General features: G+C 48.9%; 20 protein-coding genes. 10 read left to right on the plus strand and 10 right to left on the minus strand.

Translation table 11 applies throughout. The features are described 5' to 3' along the window. The first annotated feature begins 33 nt into the window (after positions 1-33). The gene (locus AC6R0R_RS14490; protein ID WP_500627182.1) at positions 34-1,269 is read left to right on the plus strand and encodes a GGDEF domain-containing protein; all 1,236 of its coding nucleotides are present in this window, start codon (positions 34-36) and stop codon (positions 1,267-1,269) included. A gap of 69 nt (positions 1,270-1,338) precedes the next feature. On the opposite strand, the gene AC6R0R_RS14495 is transcribed toward AC6R0R_RS14490, so the two are convergent. Continuing rightward, positions 1,339-2,268: a GGDEF domain-containing response regulator gene (locus tag AC6R0R_RS14495; protein ID WP_500627183.1), complete on the minus strand. Its 930-nt coding sequence runs from the start codon at positions 2,266-2,268 to the stop codon at positions 1,339-1,341. A 169-nt stretch (positions 2,269-2,437) separates the two neighbouring features. Here AC6R0R_RS14495 and AC6R0R_RS14500 point away from each other — a divergent pair, with 169 nt between their 5' ends. Beyond that, positions 2,438-2,875 (plus strand): DUF3069 domain-containing protein, encoded by a 438-nt coding sequence (locus AC6R0R_RS14500; protein WP_334551889.1) that lies wholly within the window; start codon positions 2,438-2,440, stop codon positions 2,873-2,875. Between the two features lie 55 nt (positions 2,876-2,930). Here AC6R0R_RS14500 and modC read toward each other — a convergent pair whose 3' ends face one another. The 5 genes from modC to AC6R0R_RS14525 form a co-directional block, all read right to left on the minus strand. Further along, positions 2,931-4,055 (minus strand): molybdenum ABC transporter ATP-binding protein ModC, encoded by a 1,125-nt coding sequence (gene modC, locus AC6R0R_RS14505; protein ID WP_500627184.1) that lies wholly within the window; start codon positions 4,053-4,055, stop codon positions 2,931-2,933. Next, positions 4,052-4,738, minus strand: a complete 687-nt coding sequence (gene modB / locus AC6R0R_RS14510; RefSeq protein WP_500627185.1) for a molybdate ABC transporter permease subunit — start codon at positions 4,736-4,738, stop codon at positions 4,052-4,054. Before modB ends, modC begins: the two co-directional genes overlap by 4 nt. Further along, positions 4,728-5,483 (minus strand): molybdate ABC transporter substrate-binding protein, encoded by a 756-nt coding sequence (gene modA, locus AC6R0R_RS14515; RefSeq protein WP_500627186.1) that lies wholly within the window; start codon positions 5,481-5,483, stop codon positions 4,728-4,730. The genes modB and modA overlap by 11 nt, the downstream gene beginning before the upstream one ends. Beyond that, complete coding sequence (locus AC6R0R_RS14520) at positions 5,480-6,955, minus strand: cobyric acid synthase (protein ID WP_500627187.1); 1,476 nt, start codon at positions 6,953-6,955, stop codon at positions 5,480-5,482. Before AC6R0R_RS14520 ends, modA begins: the two co-directional genes overlap by 4 nt. 129 nt (positions 6,956-7,084) lie before the next feature. After that, the gene (locus tag AC6R0R_RS14525; protein ID WP_500627188.1) at positions 7,085-7,882 is read right to left on the minus strand and encodes a MetQ/NlpA family ABC transporter substrate-binding protein; all 798 of its coding nucleotides are present in this window, start codon (positions 7,880-7,882) and stop codon (positions 7,085-7,087) included. A 215-nt stretch (positions 7,883-8,097) separates the two neighbouring features. Between AC6R0R_RS14525 and AC6R0R_RS14530 the strand changes: the two genes are divergently transcribed. Then, a complete protein-coding gene (locus AC6R0R_RS14530) occupies positions 8,098-8,616 on the plus strand; it encodes a hypothetical protein (protein ID WP_487901486.1) in 519 nt (172 codons plus the stop codon). A 100-nt stretch (positions 8,617-8,716) separates the two neighbouring features. Here AC6R0R_RS14530 and cra read toward each other — a convergent pair whose 3' ends face one another. After that, complete coding sequence (gene cra / locus AC6R0R_RS14535) at positions 8,717-9,694, minus strand: catabolite repressor/activator (RefSeq protein WP_487901485.1); 978 nt, start codon at positions 9,692-9,694, stop codon at positions 8,717-8,719. Between the two features lie 375 nt (positions 9,695-10,069). Here cra and fruB point away from each other — a divergent pair, with 375 nt between their 5' ends. From fruB to glgC, 5 genes are all read left to right on the plus strand, one after another. Then, entirely contained in the window at positions 10,070-11,200 is a 1,131-nt protein-coding gene (gene fruB / locus AC6R0R_RS14540) for a fused PTS fructose transporter subunit IIA/HPr protein (RefSeq protein ID WP_500627189.1), read from the plus strand. A 9-nt stretch (positions 11,201-11,209) separates the two neighbouring features. After that, the gene (gene pfkB / locus AC6R0R_RS14545) at positions 11,210-12,160 is read left to right on the plus strand and encodes a 1-phosphofructokinase (protein WP_487901483.1); all 951 of its coding nucleotides are present in this window, start codon (positions 11,210-11,212) and stop codon (positions 12,158-12,160) included. Between the two features lie 54 nt (positions 12,161-12,214). After that, positions 12,215-13,951 (plus strand): PTS fructose transporter subunit IIBC, encoded by a 1,737-nt coding sequence (fruA, locus tag AC6R0R_RS14550; protein ID WP_500627190.1) that lies wholly within the window; start codon positions 12,215-12,217, stop codon positions 13,949-13,951. Between the two features lie 221 nt (positions 13,952-14,172). After that, positions 14,173-16,092 (plus strand): GGDEF domain-containing protein, encoded by a 1,920-nt coding sequence (locus AC6R0R_RS14555; RefSeq protein WP_500627191.1) that lies wholly within the window; start codon positions 14,173-14,175, stop codon positions 16,090-16,092. Between the two features lie 145 nt (positions 16,093-16,237). After that, positions 16,238-17,455 (plus strand): glucose-1-phosphate adenylyltransferase, encoded by a 1,218-nt coding sequence (gene glgC / locus AC6R0R_RS14560; protein WP_500627192.1) that lies wholly within the window; start codon positions 16,238-16,240, stop codon positions 17,453-17,455. 170 nt (positions 17,456-17,625) lie between these two features. On the opposite strand, the gene AC6R0R_RS14565 is transcribed toward glgC, so the two are convergent. After that, entirely contained in the window at positions 17,626-18,513 is an 888-nt protein-coding gene (locus AC6R0R_RS14565; protein WP_500627193.1) for an AraC family transcriptional regulator, read from the minus strand. A 144-nt stretch (positions 18,514-18,657) separates the two neighbouring features. Here AC6R0R_RS14565 and AC6R0R_RS14570 point away from each other — a divergent pair, with 144 nt between their 5' ends. After that, complete coding sequence (locus AC6R0R_RS14570; protein ID WP_487901478.1) at positions 18,658-19,806, plus strand: iron-containing alcohol dehydrogenase; 1,149 nt, start codon at positions 18,658-18,660, stop codon at positions 19,804-19,806. A 43-nt stretch (positions 19,807-19,849) separates the two neighbouring features. Here the strand turns inward: AC6R0R_RS14570 and AC6R0R_RS14575 are convergent, their stop codons facing one another. Together AC6R0R_RS14575 and torS are read right to left on the minus strand one after the other, a co-directional pair. Continuing rightward, positions 19,850-20,377, minus strand: coding sequence for a GNAT family N-acetyltransferase (locus AC6R0R_RS14575; protein WP_500627194.1), 528 nt, complete (start codon positions 20,375-20,377; stop codon positions 19,850-19,852). After that, positions 20,364-23,249: a TMAO reductase system sensor histidine kinase/response regulator TorS gene (torS, locus tag AC6R0R_RS14580; RefSeq protein WP_500627195.1), complete on the minus strand. Its 2,886-nt coding sequence runs from the start codon at positions 23,247-23,249 to the stop codon at positions 20,364-20,366. Before torS ends, AC6R0R_RS14575 begins: the two co-directional genes overlap by 14 nt. A gap of 89 nt (positions 23,250-23,338) precedes the next feature. Here torS and torT point away from each other — a divergent pair, with 89 nt between their 5' ends. After that, complete coding sequence (gene torT, locus AC6R0R_RS14585) at positions 23,339-24,331, plus strand: TMAO reductase system periplasmic protein TorT (protein ID WP_500627286.1); 993 nt, start codon at positions 23,339-23,341, stop codon at positions 24,329-24,331. Positions 24,332-24,349: the final 18 nt, after the last annotated feature.

Raw genomic sequence — 24,349 nt, forward strand, 5'->3', positions numbered from 1 at the left:
CAATGTGTCTTTTTCTGTGGGTTTGGTTGTTGCATGTCACTGTCAGTAGTTTCCGCTAATTGGTTTCGGTTGTCGTTTCCGCTACTGCTACTGATATTCATCGCGTCTGGTATGAACAATGTCATCACATTGACGCAAGCCAACCTGGATATCACCTCGAAACTGCCTTTTGTTCTGTTTATTTGTGCGATAGCGTTAGCGAACGCGTTCAAACAGAGCCGAATAGCCATGGTCGCTACGACCCTTCTGCTTGCCTACTGGTTGATACAGTCTCGACTACAATCTCCACTATCGACCGGCACAACGGTGCTTGAGTTGTCGTTGTTGGCCTTTTTGCTGCCTATTGCACTACTCAGTGTCTATCCCTACAAAGATTCGAGTTTAATGTCTCGCTCATTTGGGCTTTACCTGGTGACACTGTCACTTATTATCGTCTGGTGCTACCTCGTATTGGCTCACTTCTACGATGGTGGTTTCGACGACATCAACTCAACATTTTTATTTGTCGAACCCGTCGTATCGCGAATCCCACTGATTCTTGTGCTTTACATGTTTGCCATCACTTTAAGTGGCGCGATATTGGTCATGGCAAAAAATCGCATTATCGATGTGGTGATTTACTCATCAATACTGCTTGCATCTGTGACTTTTATCTTTTTCCATGTGCCTTTTATTTCGAGCACCATGTTCTCTCTTGCAGGCATATTGCTGCTGGTTTACTTACTGTCAGCCAGTTACGAAATGGCGTTTAACGATCGTTTGACCGATATCCCTGGACGATTGGCACTTGAGTCAGACTTAAAACACCTGGGTCGAAAATTTACGATTGCCATGCTCGATATTGATCACTTTAAGTCGTTCAATGACACCTATGGCCATGACACCGGCGACGATGTGCTACGCTTAGTCGCCAGTAAACTTCAGCAAGTGGGCGGTAGAGCCCGAGTGTATCGCTACGGGGGTGAGGAGTTCACCGTCATATTTAAAGGGCGGTACGCCGAGCAGGTAAAAGAGCATCTAGAGGCGTTGAGAGTGTCGATTGAAGAGTACGAAATGATGTTACGCGATCAATCTGCGCGGCCAAAAGACAACAAACAAGGCACGAAACAGCGCGGTTCGGCGAAAAACCCAGACTCGGTATGCGTGACCATCAGTATTGGTGTCTGCGACAGCCAGGAAACGCGCAAAGTGTCTCAAGTGATTAAAGAAGCGGACAACGCTTTGTATAAAGCGAAAAAGGCTGGGCGTAACCGAGTCGCTTACGCATAATAAACCCAATACGCGTAAATCAAGTGCAACATAAATAAAGAGTGCATAAATGAAGAGTGCAACCAGCGCTCACACAATCACGTATCGATTTCGGCCAGACGCCTTGGCTTGGTACAAAGCTTTATCCACTTTCTCAAATACCGACTCCAATGTCTCCTTTCCGCTAGGAACAAAGGAATAGACACCTTGTGACACGGTCACGTTTTGATGAATGGGTGAAGATTCGTGAGCGATAGCCAACGCTTCAACGGTATTGTGGATGCGCTGCGCATCTTGCTCAACCTTGTTTTCATCTGTATAGCCGAGCAGCACAATGAATTCTTCACCACCATAACGGCCCACCACTTCGCCATTACGAACAAACAAGCCCGACAATGCACTCGCAAGGGCAACAAGGCACTTGTCCCCTTCAATGTGGCCGTACGTGTCGTTGTAAAGTTTAAAGTGGTCTACATCCAGCAGTATGAACCCGAGGGGGAGATGATGGCGACCATGAAACGCAATCAGCTCAAGAGTTTTTTCATCGATTGAGCGACGGTTTGCGACTTTAGTAAGGCCATCTTCTGTCGCCAACTTTTCAAGCAGACGATTGGCCTCCTCAAGGGCGGCGGATTTCTTTTTATATTCACGACGCATGGCAGCGATGCGCTGCATGGCAATCAACTTAGAGTTAAGAACGATTTTATCCACGGGCTTGATCAAGTAGTCATCGCCGCCAGCTTCAATGGCTTTAGCAATGATCGCCGGCTCATCGTGACCGCTTAGGAAAATGATCGGCACCCATTCTTCATATAAATCACGAATTCGAGATGAGACTTCAAAGCCGTTCATATCCGGCATGCTGATATCGAGCAGTACCAAATCAGGTTCAAAGGTGGGATAGATATCCAAAGCACCGGCGCCAGAATCCGCCATTTCGACCGTATGGCCAAGCTGCTTAAGTCGAATGGCTAGCTGCATGCGTTCCATTTGCACGTCATCCACTAGCAAGATTTTCATCGAAGAACCTGCTTTATCCACGCTAACTGCCTTGATTTAATTCATGAATATCGTAATCCGTTATCTAAAAGCATATCTTACCACCCCATGTTCAGCCAACTTATGTTGACTTTTATGCGGTTTTTTTTACGATAGCGCCCTAATTTTAGTAATTAAAGAGAGCATCCTTATGTCTGACGAGAATCAAGCAGAACAAGCTGTCGTAGACCTGTCCACCGTTTCCGCTGAACTTCGTCAAGTGATTGAGTTTGATGGCGTACCAGAAGCTATGCACAACATGGTCGTCTCAATTCATGAAGTATCGGAAGAAGCCGTGCGCGAATCTTGGGAACAACTGCCAAACAGTGCGCAAAATGTTCTCGATAACTTTGAGCAGTTCCATGCGCTTGTGTCGGTAAGCCAAGCGTTTGCTGGGCTTAACGTAATGGAAGAGTTTCCAACGCTTAATCTGCCTAAAGAGATGACAGATGAGCAAAAAGAAGAGTACCGTGCGCAGCTTCTCGACCAAGTCCTGCACAACTGCGTAAAAGATATGGTTAAGCAGATTAAAAAAGCACGCCGCGACCCTATTCTGAAACGCGACTTTACGGATGTCTTTGCGAAGTAATGAGCGCAACACAACCGTTTTATTAAAAAAGCGCCGCAAGGCGCTTTTTTAATGGCTATCTGTCACCGTGGGCAAGCGCAATGTCTTTTTGAGTCACGCTCACGCCTTTGATCTGGGCGTAGACCGTCATCCCAGGTGTTAAATTCAACTCATCTTTGGCCCACTGAGTAATGGTCGCTTTGAGGGTTCGTCTTTCATCTAGGCGCAAATAGACCGTCACACTTTGCCGTTGATCACCATGACGCACCTCTTCCAATTCCTCAATCGTGACCTTAAGGCTATTACGAATCGAGGTTTGCTTTGGCGGCTCTAGAGCTAAAGAGACATCATTGGCGCGAATTTGCAGCCTTACTAAGTCGTCTTCACCGGCGTTGATTTTTTGCACCCAGAGCGAATGCAAAGGCGTTAAACTCACCTCAGTCAACGCATAGTGGTGATTGTGGCGCAGGACACGAGCTTCGAACAGCGAGCTTTGCTCCGAAAATGAGTGCCACGGGCGCATGACGTCCGAAGACCAGACCGCCTCAATATTATCGCAAGCCACCACCCGACCGTCATCGATCACCACCAGTTGATCAGCCAGACGCAATACTTCATTCAAGCTGTGGGAGACATAAAGAATAGGTACGTCGATATCGGCAGCAAGCTGCTCAAGATATGGCATCACTTCACGCTTTCTCGGCATGTCCAATGACGCAAGCGGCTCATCCATCAGGAGTATGTCTGGCTTGCGCAGCAATGCTCGTCCTATTGCGACGCGCTGTTTTTCTCCCCCAGACAACGCTTTAGGGTAACGACTCAACAGCGCGCCGAGATCGAGCGTGTCCACCACCTTATCGAAATGTGCCTTATCATCCCCCTTCACGCCATACAGCAAGTTACCTTCAACGCGATAATGGGGAAACAAGCGGGCTTCTTGAAACACATAACCCACATTGCGCTGATGTACCGGGACGTTGATCTTATTTTGTGAGCAAAACAACACACGGTCATTGAGTTGAATGCGTCCTTCTAAGGGCGTATAAAGACCAGCGACAGAATGAATCAAACTGGTTTTGCCCGCCCCCGAACGGCCAAAGATGGCGGTAATGCCGCGATTGGGCAACGCAAGGTCGATATCAAACGTTTGATCACCGAGTCGGGTGCGGTACTGAACGTTCAGCGCGTGCGAATTCGTCATTGCCCTAGCCTTTTTTGACTGACTCGGCTTAACCAGCCAGAGATAAACAGAGAGAGTAACGCAATCGCAATTGAGATGAGGCACAGCCTCATTGCCGCATACTCTGCGCCCGGGGTCTCGATAAAGGTATACATCGCCAAAGGAATGGTTTGCGTTTCGCCAGGAATGTTGGAGACAAAACTGATGGTGGCACCAAATTCACCTAAGCTGCGCGCAAAGGCGAGCATCGTACCGGTAATAATGCCCGGTAAGGTTAAAGGCAGTGTAATGGTGGTAAAGATTTTCAACGGGGAAGCACCCAATGTGGCCGCTGCCTCTTCAAGGCGTGGGTCAATGGACTCTAGACTCAAACGAACCGACCTGACCATCAATGGTAGAGAGACAATCATGCACGCGATTACCGCGCCTTTCCAACTAAAGGCGAAGACCAGCCCCCAATGCTCAAACAGATACTGACCAAGCCAGCCTTGGCGACCAAGGGAAATCAGCAGCAAATAGCCAATCACAACAGGGGGTAACACCAGTGGTAGGTGGATGAGGCTATCTAACACGCTACGTCCGAAAAACGACTTTCTAGCCAGCAACCACGCCAACAAGATACCAAGGGGGATCAGCCATAGCACCGCCACCCCCGCTATTTTCAAACTGAGTGATAAAGCTTGAATCTCGTAATCACTGAGCATCACTGACTAAAAATCCGTATTGTGTAAACAGCGCTCTTGAGTCACGCGTTTGCAAGTAATCAAGAAATTCGTTCGCCGTGACATTGTCACTCACAACAGCAGCAGGATATTGAATGGGGTCGTGGCTACGCTCCGAAAGCGTGGCTACCACTGTCACCTTCTCTGATTGCATCGCATCGGTTTTGTAGACAATCCCTAATGGCGTTTCACCTCGCTCCACTAACGCTAGAGCAGCACGAACACTTTTACTGGGCGCGAGCGACATCTCTACGCTCTGCCAGACGCCAAGCCAAGTCAGCGCTTGTTTCGCATAGATACCAGCGGGAACCGTGTCGGTTTGCCCAACCGCGAGTCTTTGTCTGTTTAGCGCTTGTTGCCAAGATTGAACGTCCCCGACAGCCAAAGCGATCTGCTTCTTGGCAATGACGACGAGTTGGTTTGCCGCTATCTGTTTCACCTGGTGTGGTTCTACAATGCCATTGTCGATCAAATACTGCACCCACTGATGGCTCGCTGAAATAAACACGTCTGCGGGAGCGCCATAGGCAATTTGCCGCGCTAGGGATGACGAGCCACCAAACACAGTGGTCACCGAAACATCACGCTGCTGCTCGAATTCATTCACGAGCTCTGAGACCACATTGATCATCGACGCTGCAGCATAAACCGTGAGTTTGTCTTGCGCCTGAGTGTGAAAAGTAAGGCCTAACCACATAGCGCAGAGAAGTGAAAATCGTTGTTTCATTGTTTGTTCTGTGTCTCTAGTTCTGGCCAGAGTAAATCCAGTTTCAAATGCTGCTCGATGGCATCAGCAATACGATCGATGGCATCAAGTTGGCGCGCATTATGGTCTATCGCGGCGATCTCCTCACCGGTTGCCCAACGCATAATCTGCGTCGTCGCCTCGGCCGAGTTAAAGATACCATGTAAATAGGTCCCAAAGACTTGATTGCACTCACTCAACGCACCATCCCTCTCACCCGAACTGAGCATAATGGGCGATACATCTGTGGTTTGAGTGCGACCAGCATGAATCTCATAGCCCGATACGGGCACCGTGCTGCCATTTAATGAGAGTTGGCCATCCACATTCGTTAGCGTTTTGGAGTCGGTGATCACCGTTTGAGCCTGCAAGTACCCTAGCCCTGCTGTGCTGCCTGCGTCACTTTCTAACCCCAAAGGATCATCAATTTTCTGACCCAGCATTTGGTATCCACCACAAATGCCAATCACTTTGCCGCCTAAACGAAGATGACGCTGGATATCGCGATCCCATCCCTGACTGCGCAAGTAGGCAAGATCGCTGCGGACCGATTTTGAGCCCGGCAAAATAATGACGTCTGCTCCCGACAGCGACTCCCCCTTACCTACGTATCTAAGGTGAATGTCTGGGTTGCTTCTTAACGCATCAAAATCGGTGTGATTGCTGATCCGAGTAAACACTGGCACCGCAACCTGAATCTTCGCGCTCGAATTGAGCGATTGCTGAGTATTGATGGCATCTTCCGCCTCTAACTCAAACCCGTGCAGATACGGCAACACGCCGATGACAGGCTTGCCGGTTTTTTCTTCCAGCCAATCAAGGCCAGGTTCGAGCAGTGAAATATCACCACGAAAGCGATTAATAATAAATCCTTTGACTCGCTGCTGCTCGCTCTCTGATAGCAGGGCCAGAGTGCCGTATAAGTGAGCAAACACGCCGCCCCGGTCAATATCGGCGACAATCACGACGGGCACATCCGCCTCCTCAGCAAAGCCCATATTGGCGATATCATTCTCACGTAGATTGATTTCTGCTGGGCTACCAGCACCTTCGATCACAATCGAATCATAGTGTTCGGTCAGTTGACTAAACGAGTCCATCACAAAAGGCAGCGCTAACTGTTTGTAGTTCTGGTAACCACACGCTTCCATATTACTCAGTGCCTTACCTTGCACGATCACCTGTGCGCCAGTATCGGAATTAGGCTTAAGTAACACTGGATTCATATGTACACTAGGCTCAACACCGGCGGCTAAAGCTTGCACCGCTTGGGCGCGACCAATTTCACCACCGTCAGCGGTCACGGCGCTGTTTAACGCCATATTCTGTGGTTTAAATGGGGCAACTCGCACACCACGGCGAGCCAACACTCGGCAAAGACCTGCCACGACAACGCTTTTTCCTGCGTCAGAGGTTGTACCCTGTACCATTAGGGCTTGAAGAGGCGTTTTCATATAAAGAAAAAACTACAATAAATCCATCCGTTATGTTGGCTGACGATACCACTCCCACCTTGCAATCGCTAATGTTTCGATAAAAAAGCCCGAGGTGGTAATACCTCGGGCTGTCAATCATTCTGCGAATTAGAACGCCGCTTCAATCGTGCTACCAAACTGCTTGGCTAGGAAGGCTTTCGTCTCTTGCGATTGGAAGATCTCAACAAACTGCTGATACTCAGGTTTAGTCTCTTCCCCTTTACGGGTCGCGATGACCATAACAGCAAGCGGAGCATCGGTCGATTCGAGATAAATACTCTGTTTCTGCGGATCAAGCCCTGATGACATCACATAGTTCATCGTGATTGCCGCAGCATCGACATCATCCAGAGTTCTGGGTAACTGCGCCGCATCGACCTCGATGAATTCGAACTGTTTAGGGTTGTCCACAACATCAGTGAGCATTGCCGCATATCCAACGCCCTCTTTCAGGGTGATCACTCCCGCATCAGCAAGCAATAGCAGACCGCGACCACCATTAGTCGGATCGTTTGGTATCGCGATACGCGCTTTCTCTGGTAACGCATCTAAAGTGCGATATTTATTTGAGTAAAGTCCCATACGCATGAGGATTGAACGGCCGATTGAGACAAGTTCTGTACCATGATTTTGATTAAAACTGTCTAAAAATGGTTGATGTTGATAACTATTGATATCGATACTGCCATCATCAAGCGCCGCGTTTGGTGTGACATAATCCGAAAACTCGATCACTTGCACCTTTAACCCATGCTGCTCGGCTTGTTTTGCTACCGCCTCGACAACCTGGGCGTGTGGGCCAACCGTCGCTCCAACTTTAATCACTGACTCTTCTTTTTCGCCGCACCCGGTAAGTCCGACTACCGTGATGAATGCTAACAACGACACCTTACTGACTAACTTCATATTTCCCTCTCATTGTTAATAAAAGCCTTTTAGATGGCTAGAGCTCCACTGTAAGCTTTCTATATAAAAAATCAATCAATTCGATTCGTAGGCGACAAATCATTTTAAATCATCAATAATGACACCCACCTCAAATGGCTGGCTTAAAACTTGCTAATATTTTTTCATTAGGCAAAAACGCCAAGCCAATGTGGCGCTTAGACGGAAAATTGACAATGTCGGAGACTGTTTTGAAAAAAATCCTACTTACCAGCGCGCTGGCTCTTGCGGCGACATCAGCACAAGCGAATAACTTCAGCTACAACTACTTTGAAGTGCGTGTAGGCGCCAATCCCTCGACATTAGGTGGTGAGTTCACCACTCTATTCACGGAAAACTCCCATTTGATCATTCGCGCCGATTCTCAGTTTGATGGCGATTATGACGTTGCCGGTGGTATCGGTTTTAATGGACCAGTAACACAATTTGCGGATGTGTATGGTCAAATGCTACTTCACCAAACAAAATATGTAGCAGGTGACAGTGACACGCAGATTGAAATGAACATCGGCGGTCGTCTTTGGTTGACTGAACAAGTCGAAGCGACGATGCGATTAGGCCGTTTGGATGATTCCTCTGTCTTTCACGCCGGACTTCGTTTTCACTCTACTCAGCAAATGTCGCTATCAGCCGAGACAAGAAACAACGGACTCTATGGTCCACAATTGACGATGAGCGTTCGTTTTCAGTACTGATGATCGTGCTGCTCTGATGTGAAAAAAGCGCCGTCCTGGCGCTTTTTAGTTCCGCGGTTTTAGTATCCCTGTTTTAGTATCCCTGTTTTAGTTAAAACGGTTAGCGAACAATCAACTCACGTGGAATCAACTCAATACCCGGATGGTAACGTTTTGCCGATGCGTTGAGTGCCAACGCCAACGCGCTGTCTGAAATCATTTCAAATTGTTGGGGTAAAGAGTTCACTTTAAAGGGAAGGAAATCAAGCAGACGGTTATCACCAAAGGTCCCCAGTTTGATGCCTTTGACCAACTCTGGTTGTTCGAGAAATACGTCTAATACCCCTTCCAACAATGTATACGAGGTGGTCACAATCGCATTGGGAAGCTCATCGTTGGCCAGCCAAGTACGCATCACCTTTTTCGCGTCAATACGGTTAAAGTGGTCACCATAGCCAATCACTACACTGCAACCTCGCTCTTCTGCCGCCGTCTTAAAACCCAACTCACGCTCTTTAGAGATATTGAGGTCTGGAAGTGCACCAATTAAGCCAATAGTTGTGACGGCGTCACTAATCACGGAGTGAGTGAGCTCATTCGCCGCGCCAAAGTCTTCACTGATCACGCATGAAAAAAACTCATCGTCTAAGGGACGGTCAATCGCGATAACCGGCGTGCCCTTGTGTTGGATGTCGAGATAAAATTCATTGGCGTCTGGCATCGCGCTTGCCACAAACAGCCCATCGACCTTACGACTGATCAACGCATTGACGACGTTTTTTTCCGTATCAGCGTCATCATCCGAACAGGCGATCAATATTTGATAGCCCGCTTTTCGAGAACTTTGTTCGAGAAGTTTTGCAAGCTTGGCGTAACTGGTGTTTTCTAAATCAGGGATCACCAACCCAAACGATCGACTTTGCCCTGCGCGCAGCGTACTGGCGGCAAGATCCGGGCGATAGTTATGCTCTTCCACCACCGCCATCACTTTGCGTTGTGTCTTTTCGCTGATCCTATATTTTTGTGCTTTACCGTTAATCACATAGCTTGCGGTTGTCTTGGACACACCGGCCAATTTGGCTACTTCATCTAGTGTCATATCTCTACCTTAATCTGTGCGCATGATCATAATAATTCATCAAAGATCTATCGCTGAGTTGAATTATAAGCTGAAACGTTTCAGTATAAAAGCTGAAAGGATTCAGCAAAGAATAAAACAAGAGTAAGGTCACTATTTTCAACCAAGTTGAACAGTATTGAGGCGGGAACCTCATCGATATTACTCCATTCTTTGCTAAAACTTTTTTGTGGCGCGAATTTGCTGAATCGATTCACTAAAGTGGTTGCTGGTCTCAAGCTATACTGACTGCCCAGTAAACAGATGAAAGTAAATAGCGAGAAGAGACAACAGAAGTTGCACTCCGCGCCCACAGACTGAGAACGAACTGTATGACTTTTATGCTGGAGAAGCGCCATGCTCAAGCTCACTAAAACTGATATCACCCTATCGCAACAGGCCGATGATAAATTTGCCGCTATTCAAAACATTGCATTGACACTAGCGAATAAAGGCTTAGTCGACGCGCAGTACGTCGAGGGCATGCTCAATCGCGAGAAGCAAAACTCGACGTTTTTAGGCAACGGCATAGCCATCCCACACGGAACCACCGACACCCGTCACATGGTCAAAGAGACAGGCGTTGCGATTCACCACTTCCCTGACGGTGTAGAATGGGGTGACAGTAACCGTGTCTACGTCGCCATTGGTATTGCGGCAAAATCGGACGAACACTTGGGCATTCTTAAGCAATTGACCAAAGTACTGAGCGCTGACGGCGTTGAAGAACGCCTAAAATCGGTAAAAACCGCGGATGAAATCGTCGCACTCCTGAATGGCGATGTTCAGTTAGAAGTGGATCTCGACGCGTCGTTAGTTCAAGTCGGCTTTCCAGCCAGTGATATGGTCCAGCTCAGCGCTGTCGCCTCTGGTTTGCTCAAAAATACCGGATGCGCAAACCACGATTTTGTTGCCGATATCGTATCAAAAACACCCACCCACCTTGGTCAAGGGCTGTGGTTAGTCGGCAGTGAAAAAGGTGTTCAGCGTAGCGGTGTCTCTTTTGTTTCCACGGCGAATCAATGCCAATTTGACGGTGAAAACGTCAAAGCATTGATAACCTTTGCAGCGTGCAACAATGCACACCAAGCAATCTTAGAAAACCTGACGCAGTTGATTTTTGAACAAAAACAAACCTCATTGCTTGATGGCAGTGGCGAACAAGTCATCGCGCTACTCAAAGGCGAACAAGCAGAGCAAGCCAGCGCTGATGGCAATACCGCAGTCTTCAAAATTCGAAACGCACATGGTTTACATGCAAGACCGGGCGCGATGTTGGTGGCGGAAGCGAAAAAGTTTGAGTCGAACATTCGCGTTGCAAACCTTGATGGCGACGGCAAAGCCGTTAACGCGAAAAGCCTAATGAAAGTGATTGCGCTTGGTGTTAAACACGGTCATCAGCTGCAATTCACCGCAGAAGGGGCAGATGCACCTCAGGCACTGGAAGCCATTGGCAGCGCGATTCAATCTGGCCTTGGTGAAGGTTAAGGGGCGACCATGTCTGAGATTGCAACCAATAAAGTCGTGACCATCACGTTGAATCCAGCGCTCGATCTGACCGGTAGTCTGGATACCCTCAATGTGGGTAGCGTGAGTCTTGTCAAAGAGAGCAACCTAAGAGCGGCGGGCAAAGGGGTCAACGTCGCTATGGTCCTACGCGATTTAGGTGCTGACGTCACTGTTACGGGTTTTTTAGGTAAAGATAACCCTGAACTGTTCCACCAACTGTTTTCAAACATCGGTGTGACGGATCGCTTTGTCGAAGTTGACGGTTCCACTCGTATCAACGTCAAGTTGGTGGAGAAAAATGGCGAGGTCAGCGACATCAATTTTCCTGGCGTCGAAGTAAACGATGCTCAAATCGCGCAATTTGAGCGAGTTCTGCACGAACTGGCGAACGATCATGACTACTTTGTCTTTGCTGGCAGCCTACCCGGTGGTGTCACACCGGCTCAGTGCGCAGCATGGATCGCGCAGTTGCGTGAACGTGGCAAAAAAGTCCTGTTTGACAGCAGTAAAGCCGCACTTGCCGCAGGGCTTGATGCCAAACCTTGGCTTATCAAACCTAACGAGGAAGAGTTGGGCGATTTCTTAGGTCAAACACTGGATACGCGAGAAGCGTGCCAAAACGCGGCACAAACCCTGTCTAACAAAGGCATCGACAACATTGTCGTTTCAATGGGCGCTGACGGTGTGATGTGGTTGCACGACGACCAATGGCTCCACGCCAAGCCGCCAAGAATGCAAGTGGTCAGCACAGTAGGCGCCGGCGATACGTTAGTCGCGGGTCTATGTTGGGGCCACATGCAACAGATGCCAAAAACCGAATTACTCCAATTTGCCACAGCCCTCTCTGCACTTGCAGTGAGTCAAGTCGGCGTTGGTGTGACCAGCCAACAAGAGCTGGATCAAATTAAGCTTAATACTCAAGTTAATGAGCTTGCCTAAGCGAATCCGTTCGCCAAAACGTAGAAGCAAACTAAGGAACAGAAGGTTATCATTATGAATATTGCCATCATTACTGCCTGCCCGAGCGGCGTGGCAAATAGCATTCTTGCTGCTGGACTGTTAGAAAAAGCAGCGAAGAAACTTGCATGGAACGCGACCATTGAATGCCAATCAAGCGTTGTCGACACCACTGTGCTCTCACAAGCGGACATTGATCAAGCGGATGTGATCGTCATTGCGGCGAATACTGAAGTTGACGACGCGCGCTTTGTCGGCAAAAAAGTGTTCCGCAGTGACATCAGCGCGGTGACCAAAGACGCCGTTGCATTCCTTCAGCAAGCAGCTAGCCAAGCACAACCCCTTTCCAGTGCGACACAATCGGTTGCTGCAGCTCCTGCCACCTCTTCTGCGAAGAAGATTGTGGCCATCACAGCGTGCCCAACAGGCGTGGCGCACACCTTTATGGCTGCTGAGGCACTCGAAGAAGAAGGCAAACGTCGTGGTCACCAAATCAAAGTAGAAACTCGCGGTTCGGTCGGTGCGAAAAACCAACTCACAGACCAAGAAATTGCTGACGCAGACTTGGTGATCATCGCCGCAGACATCGAAGTGCCACTGGATCGTTTCAACGGCAAAAAAATGTACCGTACTAAAACCGGCCCTGCTCTGAAGAAAACCGCCGAAGAGATGGATAAAGCCTTTGAACAAGCGACGGTTTACCAACATTCTGGTTCCGCTGATCAATCTTCCGCTCAAGATGAGAAAAAAGGGGCCTACAAACACCTAATGACCGGTGTATCACACATGCTCCCTGTCGTGGTTGCAGGTGGTTTGATTATCGCGCTTTCTTTTGTCTTTGGTATTGAAGCATTTAAAGAAGAAGGCACGCTTGCCGCAGCATTGATGACCATCGGTGGTGGTTCAGCATTCGCGCTGATGATCCCAGTGCTCGCCGGTTACATCGCCTTTTCTATTGCGGATCGTCCAGGACTGGCACCGGGCCTTGTCGGTGGTATGCTCGCAAGCTCAACAGGCGCAGGCTTCCTTGGTGGTATCGCCGCAGGTTTCATCGCTGGTTATGCCGCGAAATTCCTTGCAGATAAAGTACAACTTCCGCAATCGATGGAAGCACTCAAACCCATTTTGATCATCCCGTTTGTCGCGACCCTCTTTACTGGTTTGGTCATGATCTACATCGTCGGTGGTCCTGTTTCCGGCATTATGAACGGTCTAACAGACTTCCTAAACAACATGGGCTCTGACAGCGCAGTACTTCTCGGAATTATCCTTGGCGCTATGATGTGTTTCGACTTAGGTGGTCCAGTCAACAAAGCAGCGTATGCGTTTGGTGTTGGCCTATTGGCGTCACAAACTTACGCACCGATGGCAGCCATTATGGCGGCGGGCATGGTACCGGCTCTGGGTATGGGTTTGGCGACCTTTATCGCGAAAAACAAATTTGAGAAAAGCGAGCAAGAAGCAGGCAAAGCCTCTTTCGTACTTGGCCTATGCTTTATCTCGGAAGGTGCGATTCCTTTTGCAGCAAAAGATCCAATGCGCGTTATCCCGGCGTGTATGGCAGGCGGCGCGTTAACCGGTGCTCTGTCTATGCTGTTTGGCGCTAAACTGATGGCACCACACGGTGGTCTGTTCGTTCTTCTTATCCCGAACGCGATTACTCCAGTCGTCATGTATCTTGTCGCTATCGCAGCGGGTACAGCAGTAACAGGCTTTGGTTACGCGTTCCTAAAAGCACGCAGTGACGCAAAACAAGTTCAAGCACAAGCATAACACCCCCCAACCTTTTATTAGATCTATGCTTAATCTGCTCAGCGCTCCTCTCCGGGGCGCTTTTTTATTGCTTAGAGCGGCGCAATCAAATAACTTTATTGATATAAAACACAATACCCAAGAAAAACATTGGAACGGGTGTTAAGCTCAATAGAATCCCACCATCTTCACAGTATTGCATATCCCCCTGGGGTAAACTTTTCGATGAATAAATCCAGAAGATGACTCTAGACGCAATGCGCTACTACTCTCCGACCAAACTTTTGTTGCAATTTATCCTCGTGTTTAGCGCACTCTCTGTTGTCCCTGCGATTTATTTCTATGAGCGACTTGGTGATCTCGAGACTCATACTGCACAACAAGTCGCCATGATTGAGCAAGCCAAAGTCAATTACGCGGTGGCAGAGCTTGGTGCCATCAATCAAAAAATTCAACTCTCTGTTGTGGAACTGGCCAACAATGGCCTACTGCACCGTGCTATCGACTCTCCCTCTCCGCTCTCACGAAGTATAATTGAAGACTTTTGGGCCCTCGTCGCTCGAACCCAAGGCTACTACTCGCAACTGCGTTATTTGGACATCCATGGCCAAGAAAAAATTCGTATCAACCACAATGGTCGTACAACCCAAATCGTTGAAGATGAATTTTTGCAAGATAAATCCGGGCGCAACTATTTTTCTTATGCGCAGAGCTTGGAAGACGGCCAACTGGGGGTGTATGGCATTGATCTCGAGATTGAGCACGGTGAATACGCACGCCCGTACACGCCGGCGCTGCGCGTAATCGTGCCCGTTGCGACTTCTGGCGTCCGACAAGGCTACTTTATCGCTAATCTCAATCTGTCGATGATTTATGACGAGCTGGCGTATCGAGACAACAGCGGTTCGAAACCCATCGTTGCCAATGCAAACGGCTTTTATGTGCTGTCTCCCGATACAGCAACGCTGTTTGGTGATCTGCTCCCCGGCCGAGCCCAGCATTCTGTCGCCAATGACTTCCCATTGCTATGGCGACAGCAAGCGATAAACGCCTCAGGAACAGTGCACGAGTCGAATGCTTGGCTGACCTATCAAACCATCGATTTTACTCTCGGTCAGCATACTCAATCGCTTTTGCTCTTCGTGACTATGCCTGCGCAGCAGGCTAATCAGATCAGTCGCGCCGAACGCTTTGAGCTATTTGTTCAGTTGTGTTCTGTCTCGGCGGTGATTTTTCTGATTGCCCTATCCTTTGTCATTTGGAATGACAACCACCACAAAAACAGCTTGGAAAGCAAAATTGCCCGCGCGGCGATAAACGGTATGTCTGCTCTGATGATCACAGATAAAAACAATCGGATTATCAAGGTGAATGACGAGCTCTGCCGGATTAGTGGTTACACCTTTGAAGAGGTCAAAGGTCAACAGCCGTCGATGTTTGCCTCCGGAGAACATACGCAAAAGTTCTATCGTGAGATGTGGGAGTCTATTCATACAAGGGGAATTTGGCAGGGAGAAATCATCAATCGACGCAAAGATGCCACCCTTATCACTGAGTTGCTGCGCATCCAAACGGTCAAGAATCACGATGGCAGAATTCAGTTCTATGTCGCCTCATTTGTCGATATCTCCGAATTGAAGGCATTGGAGCAGCAACTGCGCCGATTGAGTGAAAAAGATGCCCTCACATCGCAATGGAACCGACGCAAGTTTGATATTGAATTGCAAAGCCTATGCATGCGTGTGAAGCGTTATCCGGAAGAGGAACAGGCAGCGCTCTGTTTATTCGACATCGACCATTTTAAGCAGGTGAACGACCAGTACGGTCACGATGTCGGTGATCACGTGATTAAAAGCGTGGCGCAGTTATTGAAAGGTGAGTTAAGAGAAACGGATTTGCTCGCCCGTGTCGGTGGTGAAGAGTTTTCTGTCATCATGCCTAACACCTCGGTTGAAGAGGCGGAAGCCGTCTCCAATCGCATACGCAATGTGGTTGAACAACACTCTATGCATAATGTGACGTTAAGTGGCGGTGTCAGTGATGTCTGCGCGAATCCAAGTCAGACCTACAAACGCACCGATATGGCGCTTTACGACTCTAAATATCTGGGCAGAAATCGTATTTCCGTGATCAAAAGTGATCAGGTGCAAGCCTTCGTCTAAATTGGTGCAAGATTATTTTGTTCACGCACCACGATAGCGCAGATAAACGCCCTATCGAACGCTATATTTAGGTAACACAATCACCTTCGGGTTGGCTCGGTTCTTGATACCCCAGTAGTACCCCCGCACTATTATGGAGAATAGTATGCAAGACGCTCTCACGGTCATTCTCGCTGGAGGAATGGGCTCTCGTCTTAGCCCCCTCACGGACGATCGCGCAAAACCTGCCGTTCCTTTTGGCGGAAAGTACCGTATTATTGATTTCACCCTAACCAATTGCCTACACTCTGGACTTCGGAAAATCCTCGTCCTTACCCAGTACAAGTCTCACTCATTACAAAAACATCTACGAGATGGCTGGTCGATTTTTAACCCTGAACTTGGCGAGTACATCACCGCCGTTCCACCTCAAATGCGCGGTGGTGGTAAGTGGTATGAAGGCACCGCTGACGCCATCTACCATAATCTATGGCTTTTGAGCCGAAGCGATGCCAAATATGTCATCGTCTTGTCGGGCGATCACATCTATCGCATGGATTACGCGGAGATGCTCAAAGAACATATTGATAAGAACGCGAAGCTGACGATTGCCTGTATGGACGTCCCGCGCAGTGAAGCCTCAGCCTTTGGCTGTGTCTCTGTGGGCGAAAGCGGCCGCATCGACGATTTTATTGAGAAGCCGCTAGATCCGCCATCACTGCCGGGCAATGATACGCGTAGTCTTGTGTCGATGGGCATCTATATCTTCGATATGGAAACCCTGACCCGCTCTCTAGAAGTGGATGCCAAAGATAGCCACTCTTCACACGATTTTGGCAAAGACGTCATTCCAAAACTCATCCAAGAGCAAGGCGTCTACGCTTATAACTTCTGCAACGACAAAGGTCGAGTTGACAGAGACTGCTACTGGCGAGATGTCGGTACTATCGACTCCTTCTATCAGGCCAATATGGATTTACTCGAACCCGTTCCCCCAATGAACCTCTATCAGGCAAACTGGCCAATTCGCACTTACGAGTCCCAGTTTCCTCCGGCACGGACCGTCTCCTCAGCCACAGGCAACGAGGGTATTTTCATTAATTCCATTATTGCCAATGGCGTGATCAACTCCGGTGGCTCAGTGCATCATTCCATTATCTCGCCCAACGTGCGTATTAACGACGGCGCCACCATCGCTGGCAGCATCTTGTTTGATGATGTCGAAGTGGGTGAAGGCTGCCGCTTGGTCAACTGCATCGTTGATAAGCACGTCCGAATCCCCGCCAACACTGAAATCGGCGTCGATGCGAAAGAAGATGCCAAGCGCTTTAAGATTTCCTCAGACGGCATCGTGGTGGTGCCAGAGAGTTACAGTTTTTCGTAAAAAAAAGCCTCTAACCTAAGTTAGAGGCTTCACTCAGAGATTGACTAGATCTCCTATAGGGGTAGGTGACAAATCTTCGATTTGTTGAGAGTTATTATCACCTATTTGCGATCGGATTAACACAGCAAATTGCGTGCGATTCACTTTCCCCTTTTTAGGAGATGGCTTGGTTACGCCGCTAAAGCGCCAGCACGAGGTGTTTCGTTAAAATGGCGCTTGTACTCCCGGGAGAATTGCGAGGTGCTGTTGTAACCCACTCGCCTTGCGGCTTCACTGACCTTCAATCCATCAAGATGAATCAACTCTTTCGCTTTGTTTAGGCGCACCTTTTTAATGTACTGAATAGGGGTTTCTAACGTCACGGAGCGAAATGCTTGATGAAAAGCGGAAATGCTCATGTTCGCCGTCTCAGCTAACCCTTGAACAGTGAGTGAGTCATGGTAGTGATGATGCACATACTCGAGCGCTTTGGCGACGCGCGCGTAATGCCCCTCATGCTTGGCTAAATCGAACAGCACATGCCCTTCGCTGCTAAGTAGTGCTCTCAGTGCCAACTCTTCAGTTAGAGACTCACCTAACAGAGCGCTCTCTACAGGATGACAAAGTGCCTTCATGATTCGACAACTCACGTCCATCATATCGTTGTCCATACTCACTGAAGAGAGCCCTTCACTGCGCGCAGGCGTCATCGCCTTTGGCTGAACGTTTAGCTCTTCAAGCTTATTGACTAAACGGTGCAGCACTTGAGGATCGACATCGACCGTTAACCCCATCAGTGGCTTTCCAGCATCAGCGATCGCTTCACATTCAAGGGGGAGCGGTACACCCACCACGAGATAATCATCACCACCATATTTAACGGGCTTGTCGCCTAGATAGATATGTTTTGTCCCCTGCCCCAATATGATCACGCCTGACTGGTAGACCAAAGGTTGGCGTTTATTCCCCTTGGAGCTTCGATAAAACCACACGCCTTCAATGGCGGTACCGACTACCCCTTCCAAATCGTCAAGGCCATTTTGCTCAACGTATTGCTCCATCCAATCCACCAGCGTCATCGCTTACCACCTATTCACCCAAGCAATATAAGTAGGATTAGGCAAAATAAATGCAGAATTTCGCCTTTATCCCGTCTCATTTGATTACTATTATGCACACATACAAAATCAATACTATCCCAATAACACAAGAGGGTAATGTCAATGCAATTCACCTATGTTAATCCAACCAAAATTTTATTCGGTCAAGGTCAGATCGCAAACATCGCTGCGCAAATTCCTTCAGACCAAAAAGTACTCGTGATCTACGGTGGTGGTTCCATCAAGAAAAACGGCGTGTATGACCAAGTGGTCACGGCACTCAACGCGCATTCTTGGGTTGAATTCTCCGGCGTTGAGCCAAACCCAACCAAAGAAACACTCGACAAAGCGGTAGCGATCGTTAAAGAGCAATCGGTCGATTTCATCTTAGCTGTGGGTGGTGGTTCAGTTATTGACGGCTCTAAATACGTCGCCGCTGCTGCACACGTTGATGGCGACGGCTGGGATATTCTGACAGGTAAACACCCTGTCACTTCCGCCACACCACTTGCTGCGATTCTGACCCTGCCAGCCACTGGCTCTGAATCAAACTCAGGCGCCGTGATCACTAAAGCGGAAACGCATGATAAATTGGCATTCATGTCACCTTTCGTGCAGCCTAAATTTGCTGTAATGGACCCAGACGTAATGAAAACCCTACCGGAAAAACAGTTGGTCAACGGTATTGTTGATGCTTGGGTACACGTCTGTGAGCAGTACATCACCTACCAACATGGCGCTATGGTTCAAGATGGCTACGCAGAAACATTGTTGAAAAATCTAAAACAGCTCGGTGAACAATTTGCTGACCGTGACAACGATCAGTGGCGCGCAAACCTGATGTGGACGGCCAACCAAGCGCTTAACGGCTTGATCGGTGCAGGTGTCCCGCAAGATTGGGCAACGCACATGATTGGTCATGAGTTTACGGCGCTTTGGGGTGTTGACCACGCACGTTCACTGGCGATTGTGCAACCTTCCCTACTGCGCAACCAGTTAGCGGCGAAAAAAGGCAAACTTGAGCAGATGGGCATCAACGTCTTTGGCCTAGCTGCCAGCGACAACCTTGCCGAAGAGACGATTCAGCACATTGAAGCCTTCTACCACTCACTCGGTGTGTCAACACAGTTTGATGAGTATCAGGCAGATAAAGGCGCGGCCGTTGACAGTGTCGTATCACAACTAGAGAGCCACGGCATGTCGGCGCTCGGTGAAAACCAAGCCATTGACCTTAAGGCCAGTCGTCAAATTCTTGAAGCGGCGATTGCCTAATCAAAACGCTTAATAACGCAAAGAGCAGCAAACGCTGCTCTTTTTAATGGCTGATAGTGTAACGAAACAGCAAATCATCGTAAGACTTACCGCCGATTTGATAAGCGTCTTTGTCTCTCGAAATAAACTCAAAACCCGACTTCTCAAGTACCTTACAAGAAGCAACATTACCATCTGTAACAATGGCGCTAACGTCCTTAACAGGAAAGTGCGCTTCAATATAATCCACCAAAGCGACTAACGACTCTGTACCGTACCCATGACCATGATGTTCTGGTAGAAGTAGATACCCTACCTCGACACAGCTCTGACAGCCATCTGGGATACACAATCCAGTTACTCCAATACTCTCTCCGCTGACCTTGTCTTCTATGACGAGACACAACCAATGCGTCGCACCCCACTTCCACTTTGGTAATCTTGATTCGAACCTCTGCCTGATTTCTTCGTCAGAAGGACGATCGAACGCGTATCGAATCACCTCTTCGTCCTGATGGAGTCGCTCAAACAGTGACCAATCATTTTCTTGAATTTGGCGCATATAGGTACGCTGGGTTTCAATCTTTATCATTCTGCGCTCTTTCCTTTAAATAGGCCTGCAATGCTTGCAAAGACTTATCGACCTCCTCGCGAAGTCCGGTGATGTCGTTGCCCACTTCGCTCGGCGAGTTTTCCCATTGGTGACAAAGTACTCTCAGTTGCTCCAGGCCCAAACTGGCAGCAGAGCCTTTCAATTTATGTGCGATGTCAGAGACTTCACTAGGATGATTTTCGACGAATGCCTGTTCCAGTTGAATTAACGATGTCTGGGTAGTGCGGGCAAAAAGATCGGCGAGTTCTTGTACTTGGCTAAAACCCAACACCTTAATGTCGGTGTCAATCAGTTGTGTATTCAACAGCGTGGAAGGCTCTGGACTTGGCTCGGGTTGGCGCGGCGCATCATCCATCGTTTCTCCCGTCATCAATGTATGAATCATGGCATCGAGGGCGTCTTTATCTAGCGGTTTGGGTAGATAGCCATCAAATCCCGCTTGCAGGTATCGCTCGACCTCTTGGTTGAACACGTGCGCGGACACCGCAATCATCTTTGTCTGGCAATGGGTATTACGCTTCATGCTTTGCATTAAATCCACACCACTGCCATCTGGAAGATTTATATCAATCAGCGCAATGTCATAAGTATGAGCCTTAAATCGCGCGGCTCCCTTAGCGAGGGTGTCGACTGCGTCGGTGTGATGCCCTAGCGCCGCCAAAAATCCCTCAGCGACAAAGCGATTGACTTCATTGTCCTCGACCAGCAATACGCGAGCAGACGGTGTTGTCACTGTATGATTGTGTGAATCTTTGCGTGATGTCGCCCCTACAGGCATCGGCAAAGAAAAGTAGAAGCGGCTGCCTTGATTCTGATCCGATTCAAGCGCAATCTCGCCGCCCATCGCCCGCACAATTTTTTGGCTGATCGCAAGCCCAAGACCTGTTCCACCCAGTTTGCCGTGTCCTTGATGCACTTGGGTAAACGCAGAGAAGAGCTCACTTTGATCTGGCTTGGCTATTCCTACGCCACTGTCACTCACATCGAACAAAACGTGCTCAGCTTTCGCTGGATCATTGGCGATGTACACATCAATGTAGCCACTGTCAGTAAACTTAACCGCATTCGCCACCAAATTATTCAGCACTTGGCTAAGACGCGTGCTGTCGGCAAATACGCTCTCGGCGACATCGCTTTCAACCGTATATGAGAGTGACAATCCTTTAGCCAACGCGTCAGCCTGATGCAGCGCCACGACATCTTCCACCATAGCGCGGATAGGGAATGACACCGGACGAATCTCCATATGCCCGGCCTCAATTTTACTGTAATCGAGCACATCATTAAGTATTGCCAGCAAGGTTCGCCCACTGTGGGTGATGATGTCGACGTAACGCTGCTGCTGTTGATCAAGCGGCGTTTCTGTCAGTAGCCTCGCGGTGCCGAGAACGCCGTTCATCGGCGTTCGAATTTCATGGCTCATGGTGGCTAAAAAGGCGGATTTCGCTTGGCTGGCTTGCTCAGCTTGTGAACGCGCATCAGCATGCTGCTCCACTTCTTGATTGAGACGTTGATTGGCCGTTTGCAGTTGCTCAGTGCGCAATTCAACCTGTTCTTCCAGGTGGCTTTTATGTGATTCAAGCGCTTGTTTGGCTTTCGCTTCGCTGTCAGCCACCACTTTCAGCACTTTGGCGGTGTCTCGGGCGGTCAGAATCGCGCGCCCCATCTCTGCTAACTCATCCTTACCACGCACCTCAAAATCCACATTAAGATCCCCTTTAGAGATCGTGAGCAGTGCGGTCGAGTAGTTATCCAAACGTTTGAGCACGGATTGATATACAACGCGCCAGACAATGAGTATGGCCACCGCTAAGCCAAGCGCGGTAATAATCGCCAAGAGCCACTGCGCATAGCTCAACGTGCCTTTAAGCCGTTCAACCGCTGTAGTAGTCGAGCGGTTGGATTGATCCACTAGATGCGTCACTGTCGAGTTGAGCTGAGAAAATTGATCAAAGGTAGCTTGGAGCAGCGCCTGCGCGGCAAGCTCATTTTGGTATCGCTCAAGCAATAGCGTAAATACCGACTGTCGCTGCGCCAATTGTTCCAGTAAGTCGGCCATTTGCTGTGAGCGAGTGGGATCTTCGACTCCCATAACCCGTCGCTGCATAATCTCGATGTTGTTCTGATAAGCGGATCTGACGACCTCAATACGCTGCGCATCATTCATGGTGCGCGACTCTTCAATTTGATTGAGCAATCGAAACGCCAGCAGATGCAGTTCGTGCAAGCGTTCAGACAAATCCATGTCCACTTCCACCAGCGCATCCAGCGCTTGGTAGGCATCCGTGAGCTTGTTTTCACCAAGCAGATTATAGATATGCGTTACGTTGGCCACCGCGATAGTACTGGTGTTTGCCACTTGGGTGCGGGTGAGCTCTTCTAGCTCCGTTGCAAATTGGCGCATCTCTCGCGTATCCGCAGAAAGTTGCTGGTTAAAGCTCAAACGCTTTTCCACCACAACGCCCAATTGAACTACGCTATCAATCACCTGCTCGACATCGATTTCTAACTGTTCCAATAAGGTTGAGTCAAACGCCTCTGCGCCAAGTTGTTTAATGTGCAATAACAAAGATTCGAGCTGTGTCAGTAGCGCTTGACCGGAGTCACGATGTTGCTGAGCGGTTTTCGCGTTCGATAAGGTATGGACAGATGAGAGAATACGCGCGCTGAGCTCCGAGACTTGACGCGCTTCCACCATGGAGGGAATCGCCGTATTGACCACGCCGCGCTCGGTTTTCGCCACCATAGAAAAGCCCGCCATGCCGATCAGCGCCGAGATGACAACCAGCAGCCCCATTGCGACAAAGGCGACTAAGAGCGTACGCCCAATGCTGGCCTTGGCTAGTAACATAACAAATCATCACTTCTGTACACCGAAATATTGGGTTATATTTTGCAAGGTTTATCACGACTTTACCAATGAATTGCTTAATGACTTTGATCCCAACACTGAAATCCTCTCTGCTGCTTGGTGCGCTGTTTGTATCATGGTCATCGGTGGCGATTGCCTCACCCGCGTTTAAGATCTGCGCGCTTTATCCGCATCTAAAAGACTCGTACTGGCTGTCGGTCAACTATGGCATGGTGCAAGAAGCCCAAGCGCAGAACGTGACACTGAAAGTACTGGAAGCGGGCGGCTACCCCAATCAAAGTAAACAGGCCGCTCAGTTGCAACGCTGTCGAGATTGGCAAGCCGATGCGATATTGCTCGGTACCGTTGCCCCAGACATCTATTTGGGCAAATTAGCGCAACTCTCTGCCGATATCCCGGTTTTTGCCACCATCAATCAGTTAGACAGTGCCGAACACGGCGATGACGTCTTGCTTGGCGAGGTCGGTGTTGATTGGTATGAGATGGGCTATTTCTCTGGCGAGTTTTTGGCAAAACGTCACCCGAAAGGCAGTGGTCATGTTAACGTCGCGGTGCTTCCCGGCCCCGTGGCAAGTGGTGGCACCAAACCTGTGATGCAAGGCATCGAGGCAGCCATTAAAGGCAGTGATGTCACTATCACCGGCGTGTATTGGGCAGACAACGATAAAGAACTGCAACGCAATTTAGTTCAGCGTGTAACAGAAAACCGCGATATCCATTACTTGATTGGCAGTGCGGTCGCGATTGAAGCGGCAATCAGTGAGTTGCGTCTCGGCGGAAAGAGCACGCATATCGGTCTTGTCTCTACCTACCTCAGTCATGGCGTCTATCGCGGTTTACTTCGCAATAAAGTGCTGTTTGCACCGAGCGATCAGATGGTGTTGCAAGGTCGTCTATCGGTTCGTCAAGCGGTTCAATCTCTCAAACAAGCGCCTTTTGACAGGCATATTGCGCCCGATATTGTTAAGCTAACGCCCAATCATTTACCACGTTCGGTTATCGAAGCCTCGCTGTCTCCATCCGAATACCGACCCATTTTTAATGTCTTAGCTAAAGAATAACGATTCATAATCAGGAAG

The organism is Vibrio sp. R12-SW3-ISO1 (genome assembly GCF_059834005.1).

Excerpts from the sequence above, each read along its gene's own strand:
- AC6R0R_RS14490 (WP_500627182.1), top strand. The coding sequence starts at position 34 with ATGTCACTGTCAGTAGTTTCCGCTAATTGGTTTCGGTTGTCGTTTCCG.
- AC6R0R_RS14495 (WP_500627183.1), bottom strand. The coding sequence starts at position 2,268 with ATGAAAATCTTGCTAGTGGATGACGTGCAAATGGAACGCATGCAGCTA.
- AC6R0R_RS14500 (WP_334551889.1), top strand. The coding sequence starts at position 2,438 with ATGTCTGACGAGAATCAAGCAGAACAAGCTGTCGTAGACCTGTCCACC.
- modC (WP_500627184.1), bottom strand. The coding sequence starts at position 4,055 with ATGACGAATTCGCACGCGCTGAACGTTCAGTACCGCACCCGACTCGGT.
- modB (WP_500627185.1), bottom strand. The coding sequence starts at position 4,738 with ATGCTCAGTGATTACGAGATTCAAGCTTTATCACTCAGTTTGAAAATA.
- modA (WP_500627186.1), bottom strand. The coding sequence starts at position 5,483 with ATGAAACAACGATTTTCACTTCTCTGCGCTATGTGGTTAGGCCTTACT.
- AC6R0R_RS14520 (WP_500627187.1), bottom strand. The coding sequence starts at position 6,955 with ATGAAAACGCCTCTTCAAGCCCTAATGGTACAGGGTACAACCTCTGAC.
- AC6R0R_RS14525 (WP_500627188.1), bottom strand. The coding sequence starts at position 7,882 with ATGAAGTTAGTCAGTAAGGTGTCGTTGTTAGCATTCATCACGGTAGTC.
- AC6R0R_RS14530 (WP_487901486.1), top strand. The coding sequence starts at position 8,098 with ATGTCGGAGACTGTTTTGAAAAAAATCCTACTTACCAGCGCGCTGGCT.
- cra (WP_487901485.1), bottom strand. The coding sequence starts at position 9,694 with ATGACACTAGATGAAGTAGCCAAATTGGCCGGTGTGTCCAAGACAACC.
- fruB (WP_500627189.1), top strand. The coding sequence starts at position 10,070 with ATGCTCAAGCTCACTAAAACTGATATCACCCTATCGCAACAGGCCGAT.
- pfkB (WP_487901483.1), top strand. The coding sequence starts at position 11,210 with ATGTCTGAGATTGCAACCAATAAAGTCGTGACCATCACGTTGAATCCA.
- fruA (WP_500627190.1), top strand. The coding sequence starts at position 12,215 with ATGAATATTGCCATCATTACTGCCTGCCCGAGCGGCGTGGCAAATAGC.
- AC6R0R_RS14555 (WP_500627191.1), top strand. The coding sequence starts at position 14,173 with ATGACTCTAGACGCAATGCGCTACTACTCTCCGACCAAACTTTTGTTG.
- glgC (WP_500627192.1), top strand. The coding sequence starts at position 16,238 with ATGCAAGACGCTCTCACGGTCATTCTCGCTGGAGGAATGGGCTCTCGT.
- AC6R0R_RS14565 (WP_500627193.1), bottom strand. The coding sequence starts at position 18,513 with ATGACGCTGGTGGATTGGATGGAGCAATACGTTGAGCAAAATGGCCTT.
- AC6R0R_RS14570 (WP_487901478.1), top strand. The coding sequence starts at position 18,658 with ATGCAATTCACCTATGTTAATCCAACCAAAATTTTATTCGGTCAAGGT.
- AC6R0R_RS14575 (WP_500627194.1), bottom strand. The coding sequence starts at position 20,377 with ATGATAAAGATTGAAACCCAGCGTACCTATATGCGCCAAATTCAAGAA.
- torS (WP_500627195.1), bottom strand. The coding sequence starts at position 23,249 with ATGTTACTAGCCAAGGCCAGCATTGGGCGTACGCTCTTAGTCGCCTTT.